This is a genomic window from Phyllobacterium sp. GQ127 (assembly GCF_059758635.1).
The window spans coordinates 329,559-343,886 of sequence record NZ_JCAXDZ010000004.1; the positions used below are offsets into that span (position 1 = coordinate 329,559).

Consider the following 14,328-nt stretch of genomic DNA (forward strand, 5'->3'; position numbering starts at 1 on the left):
TCATCATTGACGATTTACAATCAAAACTCTAAGTTTCGATAGAAACTTTGATCACGATGGCTTGATGCCTTCCAAGTCAAAACGTAATTGAAGCGCGCAACGGTGGTATTGATGTATTCGAGCAAGACCCTGACGAACACCTTTGAGCAGTTCCTTGATCTCTCAAGCCAGATCGGCAATGACATCCTCAAAACGCAAGGAGCTGGCGGCAACACTTCGTTGAAAGCAGAGGGGGTCATGTGGATCAAAGCATCCGGGACGTGGCTCGCCCATGCGAAGGAGCGGGACATTATGGTACCTGTGCTGGCGGCACCCTTAGTGGATGCCTTGCGTTCTGGCGACTCTCGTGCCGATAAAGCGACCGATTTTATAGTCGGCAGCATGAACACCAGCAGCCTTCGGCCTTCCATAGAAACGAGCTTTCATGCCGCCCTTCCCAGCCGGGTTGTTGCGCATTATCATTGCGTCAATACGATCGCGCTTGCAGTCCTTGAGCAACGTGAGAAGGTGCTCGCGGCACGCATGGCTAAAATACCGGATCTGAAGTGGGAGATGGTCCCTTATCGCCGACCGGGAACGCCGCTTGCACGGCAAATCGAAAAGATCGCGCACAGGACGCCCGATGTCCTTATTTTGTTTAATCATGGCATAATCGTCACGGGCGACACGGCAGAAGACGTTGCCGGAAAAATTGGACGTGTCAGCGCTGCTCTTGCCACCGATCCACGCAGTACAGGTGCGCCCGACATTGCAGCTCTGTCGGCTATTGCAAAGGACTCTGCGTTCCGCCCGGCCCCCGATATGGAAAGCCATAAGACAGCTCTTTCGCCGTTAAGCATGGCTTACGCACTTGGTGGGTCCCTATATCCGGACCACGTCATTTTTCTGGTCACGGAGCTTGGCGTTGTCGATCCCGAGGGCTCGATTGAGGCAGTACTCAATAAATACAGAAACCGCAACAAAGCTGCACCGAAGCTGCTCCTGGTCCCCGGAAAAGGTATTCTACTTTCAAATGAACTTGCCCAAGGCGGAGAAGTTATGGCCCGTTGCCTTGCAGAAGTTACTGCACGGATCCCCGAGGGAGAAAAAATTGCCTACCTGAGTGAAGATGATGAACACCAATTGAACCATTGGGAGGCAGAACAATACCGCCAGACGCTGGACCGGAGAGCGCCAGCTGTGTTTCCAACCATCGCGCCTTAAATTGGTGGCGCTCCTGCGAGTCCATCAATCGCGCGCGTTCGATCTCAACAATCTTGTCAATGCCCCCCAACGAATGGTGGTGACCCGCCCCTGTGAGGCGGGTCGGGTTCGCGATTTAAAAATCCATCCCAGCACCTGCTGGTAGTGCAGGAGATGTTTCCTTCTTCGGCTTTTCAGCGATCATAGCTTCCGTTGTCACCAATAAACCGGCAACGGAAGCTGCATCCTGAAGCGCCGTGCGTACAACCTTTGCCGGATCGATGACGCCCTGGGCGTAAAGGTCGCCATATTCACCCGTTTGGGCATTCCACCCGAACGAGAACTCAGATTTTTCACGCAGTTTGCCCACAATAATCGATCCTTCGGCACCCGCATTCTCCGCAATCTGGCGCGCTGGCGCTTCGATCGCACGGCGAACAATTTCGACACCGACTTGCTGGTCTGAATTGGCCATATAGATGTTGTCCAGCGCGTTGACAGCACGCAGCAGGGCTACACCACCACCCGGCAGAATGCCTTCTTCAACGGCTGCTCGCGTAGCATGCAGTGCGTCGTCGACCCGGTCTTTCTTTTCCTTAACCTCGATTTCCGTGGAGCCACCAACGCGAATAACGGCAACGCCGCCTGCCAGCTTTGCCAAACGTTCCTGCAGCTTTTCACGATCATAGTCAGACGTGGTCTCTTCAATCTGCGTGCGAATTTGGCTGACGCGACCCTCGATCTCGGCTTTTGAACCGACCCCATCGATGACGGTGGTGTTTTCTTTTTCGATCACAACCTTCTTGGCTCGGCCGAGCATATTGAGCGTCACGTTCTCGAGTTTTATACCCATGTCCTCGGAAACCACCGTTCCGCCAGTCAATATGGCAATATCTTCGAGCATAGCTTTGCGGCGATCGCCGAAACCGGGCGCCTTGACAGCGGCTATTTTCAGGCCGCCGCGCAACTTGTTGACGACCAACGTTGCCAACGCCTCGCCTTCGACATCCTCGGCGATAATCAAAAGGGGTTTACCAGATTGCACGACTGCTTCCAGAACCGGGAGCATGGCCTGCAAATTGGAAAGCTTTTTCTCGTGGATAAGAATATAGGGATCTTCCAGTTCGGCCCGCATTTTGTCCTGGTTGGTGACGAAATACGGCGACAGGTAGCCTCGGTCAAACTGCATGCCCTCAACCACCTCCAATTCGGTCTCGGCGGTCTTGGCTTCTTCAACGGTAATGACACCTTCGTTGCCCACTTTTTCCATTGCTTCTGCCAGGTATCGGCCGATCTCTTCATCGCCATTTGCAGAAATCGTGCCCACTTGGGCAATTTCCGCGTTTTTGGAAATCTTGCGAGCATTGTTTTTCAGTTCGCCGATAACGGCATCAACCGCAATATCAATCCCGCGTTTCAGGTCCATCGGATTAAGGCCCGAAGCAACGGCCTTTGCGCCTTCCCTGACGATAGCCTGAGCCAGCACGGTTGCCGTTGTTGTGCCGTCTCCGGCAAGATCATTGGTCTTGGATGCTACCTCGCGCAGCATCTGAGCACCCATATTCTCGAACTTGTCCTCAAGTTCTATTTCCTTGGCGACAGAAACACCGTCTTTTGTGATGCGCGGTGCACCGAAGGACTTGTCAATCACAACGTTGCGCCCCTTGGGACCCAAGGTCACTTTTACAGCATTTGCAAGAATATCGACACCGCGCAGCATACGCTCACGCGCGTCCGTGTTGAATTTTACTTCCTTGACAGCCATTTAATTGCTCCTTTTTTCACGCAGCAGTTTATAATGATACGTCCCGCTCACGCAGCCTTCCTCTCGATCGTCTGAGCCTCTACAATGCCCATTACATCACTTTCCTTCATGATCAGCAGTTCTTCGCCATTGATCTTGATTTCGGTACCTGACCATTTGCCAAACAAGATACGGTCTCCGGTCTTAAGCTCGAGGGGCTGAATTTGGCCGGCTTCGTTTCGCGTGCCAGGACCGACGGCCAATACCTCGCCTTCCTGCGGTTTTTCCTTGGCTGTGTCAGGAATGATGATGCCGCCGCTTGTCTTTTCTTCAGACTCGACGCGGCGGACTAGAATACGATCGTGTAGCGGTCGAAATGTCATGTTTTCCTCCATGGACAAACAAATCATGTTCAATTTCACTCCCGGACCGAAAGGCCAATCCGGAGTGGGCGCTATCCTTGTTCAAGCGATAGCGGCTATCGATCTGGTTTCAGCAAGACACAGTTTCAATATCTCAAATCAAAAAAATTAGCACTCTCTAACGCCCGCTGCTAACACTATGTAAAGAAACAATAATTTTACCATCAGCGCCCTGTTTTCTGTTGATTTCTGCACGGTTGTGGACCAAACTTGGTTATCGTTACGCAATGGAGATGAAGCATGCAGTATTCATCGCAATTGGAGCGCCAGCTTGACGGTTACGGCCTGACAACAGCTCATATTCTTTATCGCATTCCCGATTTTGAATCCGTCCTGCAGACTTTCGTCTGGCAGGACTATGATGTAGCGCCGGAATTTCCGGTCATGAGGAAGTTTCTTGATTTCTGGCAAGACAAACTCGACGGCCCCCTGCATTCCATCCGCTATACCCACAGGCGTCTCATCGGGGCTAATGAGTGGCGGCTTGTCAGCGGCGAGATCAACATTCACTGATCCCGGTAATAAGAGAGCTCTGGGCTCGGATTTGCCAGCTGCTCGACAGTGTTGCGATGCTGGAGTTTTGCATGAATAACTCAATGCCGCCAAGCGCGGCGGCTCCATTTGCTCCCAGCGCCAGCAAGGGGCATTCGCTTCCCGTGTTAGACACGGCCGGGCGCATCGTTCCACGCCAGGCAAGATTGAAAATCCCGACATCCTGCACAGGAAGACCGACGAATGGCGACGAGTCATCACCGTCTCGGAGGAGGCGCGGGGCGTGCGCAATCCCGATCGTTCTGCCGGGGCAGATCCCCGGCATGGATAGAAAGTCAAATATCATTAGCCATGGATGGATCTGGACAGCACCTGCAATCATCTCATCCCAGTTAAACCGGATGCAGCAATGATGGGCGGCTCGTTGAACCCTTGCCTATGATCGGACCAGGGTTGTTATCAACACCATTACCGAGTGTAAAGAGCTCTTGACCGCTCGAGATGTTTAAGAACAGCGGCTTCGGCTCCGTCTGCATCTTTCGCTGCCAAGCGATCGAGAATTTCTTCATGTTCGACCAGCGTAAACTTTTCCTTCCCGGTCCAGATGAGCATGTCGGTGTGATAAGCCTTCAACCAAGCAAGCATCGCCTCACTTACCGCGACAAAGATCGGATTTCCCGAAATCTGGGCAATGCGGCTATGAAACCGCATGTCGGCTGAAATGAACTCTTCTGCTTGACCCAGCGATTGGCGTTGGCGCTCGATGATGGCCTCGAGATCGGCGATGTCTTGTGGCTCTATGCGCAAGGCAGCCTCTCGCGCCATCCCCCGCTCGAAGAAGATACGGCTGCTCTTGAGATGTTCCAGCGTGTCCGATGATTGTGACAGCATGATTTTTGCGGTCAGGTCAACTTGACGGAAGATTGACTTCGCCGTCAACTGCAGGACCTTGGCGCGCTCGCCATGTGAAATATTGACCAGCCCCATATTTGCAAGCGCTTGCATCGCTTCGCGGATGGCTGGACGCCCAACGCCGAACCGCTCCATGAGGACCCGCTCGGAGGGCATATCGTCTCCCGGCTTCAACTCGCCCGACGTGATCATCCGTTCCAGACGGTCGAAGACTTCATCAGACAGTTTCCGACGGACGATCTGTTCAACAGGTTGATTCATGGGGTCTCGCTGGTTCAAAACTGCACTCCTTATACAAGCTAACAGGACATCGAGAATAGGGGGCGCGCCGAAATCGCGCTGCATGCCAAAATTCTTCTTCACAGCCGTTGGAATACTCATTATACCACATCATGAGTTGACGCCACGAATATTCGGCGGCATTGGGAGCAGCAATTCCATGATGATCCACTTGACGTACCGCATTGAGACACCTGGCAATATTGAGGCCATGGCTCAGAAGATCGCCAGCGACCAATCAACTGGAACCTTCGTCCCGGTCCCGGGCGAAACTGAGGAGCTGAAGGCCAGAGTTGCCGCGCATGTAGTCTCGATCAAGCCGCTGGAAAATGCTGTGATACCGACTTGGCCCGAGCTTGAAAAAGGCCATGCCAGGCTGCGCCGCGCCGATGTCGAAATTGCTTTTCCCCTTGATGCGGTCGGTACGGATCTATCTGCATTGATGACAATTGCGATAGGCGGAGTCTACTCGATTAAGGGCATGACCGGCATACGCGTCGTCGACATGAGACTCCCCGATGCTTTTCGTTCTGCTCATCCGGGTCCACAATTTGGAATCGCTGAGAGTCGTCGCCTGACCAATGTATACAACCGTCCGATCATCGGCACCATCGTCAAGCCGGCACTTGGACTGCGCCCGGGAGAAACGGCAGCTCTGGCAGAAGAGCTGGTACGGTCAGGGGTGGATTTCATCAAGGACGACGAGAAGCTGATGAGTCCGTCCTATTCTCCGCTCAAGGAACGCATCGCAGCGATCATGCCCCTCATTCTTGATCACGAGCAAAGGACCGGAAAGAAGGTCATGTATGCGTTCGGAATCTCGCACGCTGATCCTGATGAGCTAATGCGCAATCACGATCTAGTGCTGAAAGCCGGCGGTAATTGTGCCGTCGTCAACATCAATTCAATCGGGATGGGCGGAATGACCTTCCTGCGCAAGCGCTCTGGTCTTGTGCTACACGCCCATCGCAATGGTTGGGATCTACTGACCCGAAGTCCGGGCGCGGGCATGGATTTTAAAGTCTGGCAGCAATTCTGGCGTCTGATCGGCGTTGACCAGTTCCAGATCAATGGCATCCGTGTCAAATATTGGGAACCGGATGAGAGTTTCATCTCCTCCTTCAAGGCTCTGAGCACGCCGCTCTTTGATAAATCCGATTGCCCGCTGCCTGTGGTCGGCTCCGGTCAGTGGGGTGGCCAAGCACCTGACACCTATAATCGGACCGGCCGGTCAACAGACCTTCTCTATCTATGTGGAGGCGGCATTGTCAGCCATCCCCAGGGTCCAGCCGCTGGTGTCAGGGCTGTACAGCAGGCTTGGGAGGCGGCCGTCGCCGACATTCCACTTGGCCTTTATGCCAAAAACCACCCGGAACTTGCGGCATCTATCAACAAGTTCGCCAATGGCAAAGGCGCTTGAGGTGCTGATGGCGCGCCCACTTATCAGCTACTACGGAGATGATCTTACCGGTTCTACCGATGTCATGGAAGCACTTGCGCTCAACGGTATTTCTACAGTGTTGTTCCTGGGCATTCCAAGCGTTGACCTGCTCGAGCGATTCAAAGATTGCCAAGCGATCGGGATTGCCGGCACGAGCCGTAGCCAGACGCCAGAGTGGATGGAAGACCATCTTGCTCCTGCCATTGAGTGGCTACATGAACGTAAGGCGGCCATTTGTCACTATAAGGTCTGTTCCACCTTTGATTCCAGTCCGCGCATTGGGAATATTGGCAAAGCAATCGAGATTGGAAAGAGGATTTTTGGGCAATCATGTGTGCCTGTGATTGTCGGCGCGCCGCAACTCAAGCGCTATACCGCCTTTGGTCATCTCTTTGCCGCTTATCAGGGTACGGTCTTTCGCATCGACCGCCATCCTGTCATGAGCAGGCACCCGGTGACACCGATGGATGAAGCCGATCTTACGGTGCATCTGAGCAGGCAAACCAGCCTGCCGGTGCGACTGGTAGACCTTGTAGCACTGCTTGGTGACGACGCAGACAGTCTGATTGCAGCACATGGAACCGCCTCGGGGGTCTCGCTTATCGACGTTGACGGCGATCTGTCGCAGATGGCCGCAGGCAAGCATTTGTGGCAACTAAGAAGAAATGGCGGCCTGTTTGTCGCTGGCTCCTCCGGCGTAGAATACGCTCTCATCAGCGCGTGGCGCTCCCAGGGTGTCCTGGGCGCACCGCCCAATTTTCCCTTGCCTGGGAAAGTGGACCGTCTTGCAGTGGTTTCTGGCAGTGTTTCGCCGACAACGGAAAGGCAAATACGCCGCGCAAGAGCCGACGGCTTCAACACTGTTGATCTTGATCCATTACAACTGATCGGCGAAAACACCAATCAGGCTGTGAACGACGCAGTCAAAGCAGGATGTATAAGCCTGAATGCCGGGCGTAGTGTCATCCTCCATACGGCGCTTGGTCCGTCGGCCGATCGCGGCGCAGATATCGACCATATCGCCGGCGCGCGACACCGGCTTGGACAGGTCCTTGGCACTATTTTACGCCGTCTCGTCGAAGAACAAAAACTCGAGCGTGTAGTTATTGCGGGCGGCGATACCTCCAGTCACGCTCTCCAGGAGTTACATACGGAAGCCTTAACGACATTGCTTCCCCTGCCACAAACACCCGGATCACCGCTCTGCATCGCTCATGGGCCATACGGACCCACAAACGGTCTTCAGATTGCGCTTAAAGGAGGACAGATTGGGGCCGATGATTATTTTGCTCAAATCCAAGATGGAAGAGGGACATAAGTCATGACCTTCTGGATTGGCACGAGTTTCAAGATGAACAAGACGCTGGCGGAGGCTTTGGCCTTTGCCGAAGCTCTTGCTGCCGGTGATGAAAGCCGCGACAAGCGGTTTCAGCGCTTTGTCATTCCGCCGTTCACAGCGGTGCGTGAAGTCAAAGCCGCGTTGAAAGACACAAGCGTCAAGGTCGGTGCCCAGAACATGCACTGGGATGATGCAGGTGCATGGACCGGTGAAATATCGCCGCTGATGCTGAAGGACTGCAATCCCGATCTGGTCGAGCTTGGACATTCCGAGCGCCGCGAGTTTTTTGGTGAAACCGACAGAACTGTTGGCCTCAAGGTCGCGGCAGCCGTGCGTCATGGATTGACCCCGTTGATCTGCATTGGTGAAAGTCTGGCTCAACGCGAGGCCGGAGAGGCCGACGCCGTGCTTGCTGCGCAAGTGCAAGCTGCCCTCGGCCTGCTTGAAGGTGAAGCGAAGCGGCATCCGATCCTTCTCGCCTACGAACCTATATGGGCAATCGGCGTCAACGGCATTCCGGCAACGTCCGACTATGCAGATGAACGCCATGCGAAGATCGCGGCTGTGGCCAAGTCGGTGCTCGGCACTGCTGTACCTGTCCTTTATGGCGGCAGCGTCAATCCTGAAAACTGCGCCGAACTGATTACCTGCCCGAATATTGATGGCCTTTTCATTGGTCGCTCTGCTTGGGCAGCAGAAGGCTATCTTGATATTTTACAGCGGGTCGCAAAAGCAATTCCAGGAAAAGTGGGAACCGGTTTTCCGTCCGGAATTGCGTAAAGAACAGATCTAGAAAGGAAAAACTCATGAAAATAGCAATTGGAGCCGATAGTGCGGGTAAGCCTTTGCTTGATGTCATTGCTGCGCATCTTGCGACAAAGCCGGAACATGTCGTTGCAGATCTGAGCCAGTCCGGCTTTTATGCCGATCTTTCGCAAAAATTGGCGCAGACAATTGTCGATGGAACCAATGAGCGCGGCATTCTCATCTGCGGCACAGGCATTGGCGTCAGTATTTCCGCAAACAAGGTGCCGGGCATTCGCGCCGCGCTGACCCATGATACCTATTCCGCCGAGCGTGCTGCCAAATCCAACAATGCGCAGATCATCACCATGGGCGCCCGTGTTATCGGCCCGGAACTTGCCAAGGCTATCGTGGATAAATGGCTGGAATCCGAATTCGATCCCCAAGGCGCATCAGCAGGTAATGTCGAGGCAATCGATAAGTTGGATCGCGCGAAATAAGCGTCGAATATGATGGAGCGATCATTGACTCATCATACCAGTTAATGTACCAAAACATATATTCATGAGGTGAGGAAACATGACTGCAATCGCTCTACTCGGTGCCGGCGGGAAAATGGGCTACCGCTTGGCCAAAAATCTGATGGGCTCACGCTTTGAGGTGCGCCATGTAGAAGTAAGCGATGCCGGCAAGTCTCGCCTTGAAGAAGAGCTTGGCCTGTCATGTGTAGATATTAACACGGCACTTGCGGGTGTTGATGTTGTCATTCTTGCGGTTCCAGATACAGTCATTGGCAAGGTCGCCGCCAGTATTGTTGATAGGCTGGTTGCGGGAACCATGGTCATTGCGCTCGACGCAGCAGCGCCCTTTGCGGGACACCTACCCGTTCGACCCGACCTGACGTATTTCGTCACCCACCCGTGCCATCCACCGATTTTCAACGACGAAACCGATATGCAGGCGAAGAAGGATCACTTTGGAGGTCTCTATGCCAAGCAGCATATCGTCTCCGCGCTGATGCAGGGTCCCGAAACGGCTTATACTCTGGGTGAGGAAATTGCCAAAGTGATCTGGGCGCCGGTCATGCGGTCTCATCGTGTCACCGTTGAACAGCTCGCCATTCTCGAGCCGGGCTTATCGGAAACGGTAGCGGCTTCTCTGCTCATGGTCATGAAGCAGGCGATGGATGAATGCGTGACGCGAGGGGTGCCAGAACAGGCCGCACGCGACTTTCTGCTCGGCCACATGAACGTCCTCGGCGCAGTGATCTTCGGTGAAGTTCAGGGGGTGTTCTCTGACGCGTGTAACAAAGCCATCGAATTTGGTATTCCAGCGCTTATGCGCGACGATTGGAGAAAGGTGTTTGAGCCTTCCGAAATCGCTGAAAGCATCCGGCGCATCACCTGACCGGCATGGGGCCTTAAATCCCACAATCACTATCGGCTTCGCCGGGAACGGAGCCGTTCATTTTATCTGGGAGGAACGACATGAAATTCACACGCAGACTATTGCTTGCCACAGCTGCGATACTGGCAATTGGCACAGCAATGCCGGCCTATGCGGCAGACCTTATCGCAATTATCACACCGTCACACGACAACCCTTTCTTTAAGGCGGAAGCAGTGGGCGCCGAGGCAAAAGCCAAGTCACTTGGTTACGAGACCTTGATCCTTGTTCACGATGATGACGCGAACAAACAATCGCAGCTTATCGATACTGCCATTGGTCGTGGCGCCAAGGCGATCATTCTCGATAATGCCGGCTCAGAGGCGTCCATTGCTGCCGTCAAGAAGGCCAAGGACGCGGGAATACCATCATTTCTGATCGACCGTGAGATCAATGCCACCGGTATTGCCGTTTCCCAGATCGTTTCCAACAATTATCAGGGTGCGCAACTTGGAGCTGAGGAATTCGTCAAGTTGATGGGCGAAAAAGGCAACTATGTCGAGTTGCTTGGCCGTGAAGCTGATCTGAATGCGGGAATTCGTTCGAAAGGTTACCATGACGTCATCGACGAATATCCCGAAATGAAGATGGTTGCACAACAGTCGGCAAATTGGAGCCAAACGGAAGGCTACTCCAAGATGGAGACCATCCTGCAAGCCAATCCTGACATTAAAGGGGTGATTTCCGGCAACGATACCATGGCAATGGGAGCGATTGCAGCACTGCAAGCGGCTGGACGAAAGGACGTTATCGTTGTCGGGTTCGACGGGTCCAATGATGTTCGCGATTCCATTAAATCCGGCGGTATAAAAGCGACGGTCCTGCAGCCTGCCTTTGCTCAGGCACAGATGGCTGTTGAACAGGCCGATGTCTTCATCAAGACGGGCAAGGGACCTGCGGAAGAAAAGCAGCTGATGGATTGTGTGCTGATCAATGCCGACAATGCCGCAGCGCTTGAAACCTTCGCCCTGAAAGATTGATACTCCAGAGAATAAGTGCGGTGTGGATGATTTCCGCACCGCACGATTATTCCTTTGGAAGGGAGCAGTATTCATGCCGAACCCTCGCAAAGCTGCCGCGGCCTGCCTCGCCATTGCGCTGATTTTGACCGGCTGCAAAATTATCAAGACGCCGACGGCTGAAGAGGCCACGGCGGCGGCAAACGGCGGGTTTAACCCGGATCAACAGGTTGCCGGGATTTGGGACACGAAAGTCATCTCGTTTCTTGAAAAGCGCGCCGGCACATTCCAAGAGGTGTCTGCTCTTTCCGCAACTGATCTGAATGCGGCCGCCGCTGCCTATGGGCACAAGGAAAAGGAGGGAAGCGCACCCTGGACTTTTGCCGCCAAGGTTTCCGGTTTTATCATTAAAGCCGAAACGAAATCCCGCGCTGCCTATCTCGACACTGATGTTAATAGTGACGGCAAGGCGGATGTCCGCATTCAAATCGGTCCGGTCATCAAAGGGACAGCACTGCGTGACAGCCTCGATTTTGTCAATTTCAATGAGTTCAAGAACCAGATCCAATGGGCAGAATTTGGCAAAGCATTTAACACGCACGTTAATAAATTAACGCTTGAAAAGCTGTCACGCAACGGCCTGGAAGGCAAGAAGATCGAAGCGCTCGGCGCCTATCCCTTACCGTCAACCGGCCAGCCGGCATTGTTTACGCCAGCCACCATCGCGATCGGCGGCTGAGATGACGGTCACCGACAAACTCCACACAATCCTCAAGCTCGACGATGTCACCAAGGTCTATTCGGGTATCGTTGCAGTCAAGCGCGCCAGCCTTGAATTGTATCGCGGCGCGGTCAACGTGCTCGTCGGCGAAAACGGCGCCGGCAAGTCAACGCTGATGCGCATGATTGCAGGCGTCGAGAGGCCAACCCTCGGCCGCATTCTCCTGGACGGCACAGAAGTCGAATTCAATTCGCCAGCCGATGCGCAGAAGCATGGCATCGGAATGGTGTTTCAGGAGCTCAATCTCTTCGGCAATCTTTCCGTGGCCGAGAACATCTTCCTGACCCGGGAGATTACCCGTGGCATGCGTGGCATCGATCACAAGGCGCAGGTGGAAAAAGCCAACCATTTTCTGGATAAACTTGATGCTGGCATCAATGCCGAGACCATGGTGGAAGACTTGCCGATCGGCCAGCAGCAGCTCGTTGAAATCGCCAAGGCAATCTCGCTTGATACCCGTATATTGATCCTCGATGAACCAACTTCAGCCTTGTCGGCCGCCGAAGTCGATATTCTCTTCAAGGTGATCGGCGAACTGAAGGCGCAAGGTGTCGCGATTGTTTATATATCGCACCGTCTCGAAGAACTGATGCGCATCGGTGACTATATCACGGTGCTGCGCGATGGCCGGATCACCGGTCAGGCCATCGTCAAGGACATCGACACAAGGTGGATCGTCCGCTCGATGATCGGCTCTGACGCCAAGGATTTCGCCAAGTCTGTTGACCACAAGCTCGGGCCGGAAGCCTTCCGCGCGGAGGATATCTGCTTGCCGCGCAAAACCGGAGGCCTCTCTGTCGATCATCTCTCCGTTTCGGTTCGAGCTGGAGAGGTGCTCGGCATATACGGCCTGATGGGCGCGGGTCGCAGCGAATTTTTTGAGTGCGTCATCGGACAGCATGCGCACTCGACCGGAAAGATTTTTGTGGCAGGCGAGGAGGTCATTGCCCGGGATACGTCCACGCGGATCCGCAAAGGCCTCGCACTGATCCCTGAAGACCGGCAGCGTGAGGGTCTCGTACAGGTGCTTTCCATCGCCTCGAACCTGACCCTCGCCAGCCTTGAGAAATTTGTCAAATTTGGCTTCCACATCGTCGGCGAACGGGAAAAATCTGCCATCAAAGACTCGATCCAGAACCTTTCTATCAAGGCACCCAATCCGGATTTCGATGTTACCTCCATGTCCGGCGGCAATCAGCAAAAAGTCGTCATCGGCAAGGCACTGATGACCAATCCGAAAGTGCTCCTCATGGACGAGCCGAGCCGCGGGATTGACGTGGGTGCAAAGGCAGACGTGTTTCGTACCATGAGACGGTTGGCTGGCGAAGGTCTCGCCATTCTGTTTTCGACCTCCGATCTGGAAGAGGTCATGGCATTGTCCGATCGTATCGCCGTGATGAGCAACGGCAGGATCACGGCTATCCTTGACCGGGCTGACGCGAGCGAAGAACTCATTATCAAGGCCGCGTCTGAAGGACACAAATCCGCCGGGCACAATATTATTGGGGAAATTGCGTGATGACTACGGCAACAGCGAGCGAAAAAACATCCGGTACATACAGCGGATCTGTTTTGCTAACATTGATGAAGCTGCGAACGTTCATCGCACTTTTTGCCGTCATTGTCTTCTTTTCGATCTTCGCGCCCAATTTTTTGTCGGCGGCAAATATCATCCTGATGTCAAAGCATGTCGCGCTTAATGCATTTCTCGCTATGGGCATGACCTTCGTTATCATCACCGGCGGCATTGACCTTTCCGTGGGCTCGATTGTTGGCCTTTGCGGCATGGTCGCAGGTGGCCTCATCTTGCATGGCATCGATCTGCAGTTCGGCTATACGATATATTTCAACGTCGTTGAAGTTTGCCTGATCACACTCGCTGTTGGGATCGTCATCGGTGCGGTCAACGGACTTTTGATAACCAAGCTGAATGTAGCCCCCTTCATCGCCACACTCGGCACGCTCTATGTCGCCCGCGGTTTCGCCCTGCTTTCCTCCGATGGTCAAACCTTTCCGAATCTCGTTGGCAAACCCGAACTGGCAACCACGGGATTCAGTTTCCTCGGGTCCGGCCGTGTTTTTGGTCTTCCGGTTTCCATCTGGATACTCATTGTTGTGGCACTTGGCGCCGCCTATCTGGCAAGATACACGCCCATCGGTCGCCAAATATTTGCCGTTGGTGGCAATGAGCGTGCTGCCCGCATGTCCGGCATCCGTGTCAATCGCGTCAAAATGTTCGTCTACATGTTCTCCGGCTTTTGCGCAGCGATCGTTGGCATCGTTATTTCCTCCGAGTTAATGGCCTCGCACCCGGCGACCGGTAATTCCTTCGAACTCAACGCAATCGCTGCAGCCGTATTGGGCGGCACCTCCATGTCCGGGGGGCGCGGCACAATCGGCGGTACCATTATCGGTGCCTTTGTCATCGGCATTTTATCCGACGGCCTGGTGATGATGGGCGTCTCTTCCTTCTGGCAAATGGTCATCAAAGGTATCGTCATCATCGTCGCCGTGGTGATAGATCAGGCACAACGCCGCTTGCAGCAACAGGTCGCCCTGATGCAGTTAGCCAAGAAAGGTTGAGTCA

At 54.0% G+C, this 14,328-nt stretch carries 14 protein-coding genes; 11 read left to right on the plus strand and 3 right to left on the minus strand.

What is annotated here, in order from left to right; genetic code table 11:
- Positions 1 to 111: 111 nt before the first annotated feature.
- The gene (locus tag AC6CHM_RS17190; protein WP_498173830.1) at positions 112 to 1,203 is read left to right on the plus strand and encodes a class II aldolase/adducin family protein; all 1,092 of its coding nucleotides are present in this window, start codon (positions 112 to 114) and stop codon (positions 1,201 to 1,203) included.
- Between the two features lie 115 nt (positions 1,204 to 1,318).
- Here AC6CHM_RS17190 and groL read toward each other — a convergent pair whose 3' ends face one another.
- Positions 1,319 to 2,947 carry a chaperonin GroEL gene (gene groL, locus AC6CHM_RS17195; RefSeq protein WP_336441332.1) on the minus strand — a complete coding sequence of 543 codons (1,629 nt, stop codon included), beginning with the start codon at positions 2,945 to 2,947 and terminating at the stop codon, positions 1,319 to 1,321.
- A gap of 47 nt (positions 2,948 to 2,994) precedes the next feature.
- Positions 2,995 to 3,309 carry a co-chaperone GroES gene (locus AC6CHM_RS17200; protein WP_498173831.1) on the minus strand — a complete coding sequence of 105 codons (315 nt, stop codon included), beginning with the start codon at positions 3,307 to 3,309 and terminating at the stop codon, positions 2,995 to 2,997.
- Between the two features lie 279 nt (positions 3,310 to 3,588).
- Here AC6CHM_RS17200 and AC6CHM_RS17205 point away from each other — a divergent pair, with 279 nt between their 5' ends.
- Positions 3,589 to 3,861, plus strand: a complete 273-nt coding sequence (locus AC6CHM_RS17205; RefSeq protein ID WP_336441330.1) for an usg protein — start codon at positions 3,589 to 3,591, stop codon at positions 3,859 to 3,861.
- Positions 3,862 to 4,308: 447 nt separating this feature from the next.
- Here AC6CHM_RS17205 and AC6CHM_RS17210 read toward each other — a convergent pair whose 3' ends face one another.
- On the minus strand, positions 4,309 to 5,013 hold the full coding sequence (locus tag AC6CHM_RS17210; RefSeq protein ID WP_336441525.1) for a transcriptional regulator NanR: 705 nt from the start codon (positions 5,011 to 5,013) through the stop codon (positions 4,309 to 4,311).
- Between the two features lie 178 nt (positions 5,014 to 5,191).
- Here AC6CHM_RS17210 and oiaX point away from each other — a divergent pair, with 178 nt between their 5' ends.
- The 9 genes from oiaX (at position 5,192) to AC6CHM_RS17255 (ending at position 14,324) form a co-directional block, all read left to right on the plus strand.
- Positions 5,192 to 6,451: a 3-oxo-isoapionate-4-phosphate decarboxylase OiaX gene (gene oiaX / locus AC6CHM_RS17215; RefSeq protein WP_336441329.1), complete on the plus strand. Its 1,260-nt coding sequence runs from the start codon at positions 5,192 to 5,194 to the stop codon at positions 6,449 to 6,451.
- Positions 6,452 to 6,458: 7 nt separating this feature from the next.
- Positions 6,459 to 7,790, plus strand: a complete 1,332-nt coding sequence (locus tag AC6CHM_RS17220) for a four-carbon acid sugar kinase family protein (protein WP_440809372.1) — start codon at positions 6,459 to 6,461, stop codon at positions 7,788 to 7,790.
- A gap of 3 nt (positions 7,791 to 7,793) precedes the next feature.
- Positions 7,794 to 8,591: a triose-phosphate isomerase gene (locus AC6CHM_RS17225; RefSeq protein WP_498173832.1), complete on the plus strand. Its 798-nt coding sequence runs from the start codon at positions 7,794 to 7,796 to the stop codon at positions 8,589 to 8,591.
- Between the two features lie 26 nt (positions 8,592 to 8,617).
- The gene (gene derI / locus AC6CHM_RS17230; protein WP_498173833.1) at positions 8,618 to 9,055 is read left to right on the plus strand and encodes a D-erythrulose-4-phosphate isomerase; all 438 of its coding nucleotides are present in this window, start codon (positions 8,618 to 8,620) and stop codon (positions 9,053 to 9,055) included.
- 79 nt (positions 9,056 to 9,134) lie between these two features.
- On the plus strand, positions 9,135 to 9,962 hold the full coding sequence (locus tag AC6CHM_RS17235; protein WP_307276802.1) for a phosphogluconate dehydrogenase C-terminal domain-containing protein: 828 nt from the start codon (positions 9,135 to 9,137) through the stop codon (positions 9,960 to 9,962).
- 80 nt (positions 9,963 to 10,042) lie between these two features.
- Positions 10,043 to 10,981: a D-ribose ABC transporter substrate-binding protein gene (locus AC6CHM_RS17240; RefSeq protein WP_115055601.1), complete on the plus strand. Its 939-nt coding sequence runs from the start codon at positions 10,043 to 10,045 to the stop codon at positions 10,979 to 10,981.
- A 73-nt stretch (positions 10,982 to 11,054) separates the two neighbouring features.
- Positions 11,055 to 11,699 (plus strand): DUF2291 family protein, encoded by a 645-nt coding sequence (locus tag AC6CHM_RS17245; protein WP_336441800.1) that lies wholly within the window; start codon positions 11,055 to 11,057, stop codon positions 11,697 to 11,699.
- A gap of 1 nt (position 11,700) precedes the next feature.
- Positions 11,701 to 13,260 (plus strand): sugar ABC transporter ATP-binding protein, encoded by a 1,560-nt coding sequence (locus AC6CHM_RS17250; protein ID WP_354346607.1) that lies wholly within the window; start codon positions 11,701 to 11,703, stop codon positions 13,258 to 13,260.
- Positions 13,260 to 14,324 (plus strand): ABC transporter permease, encoded by a 1,065-nt coding sequence (locus AC6CHM_RS17255; RefSeq protein ID WP_498173834.1) that lies wholly within the window; start codon positions 13,260 to 13,262, stop codon positions 14,322 to 14,324. Before AC6CHM_RS17250 ends, AC6CHM_RS17255 begins: the two co-directional genes overlap by 1 nt.
- Positions 14,325 to 14,328 lie beyond the last annotated feature (4 nt).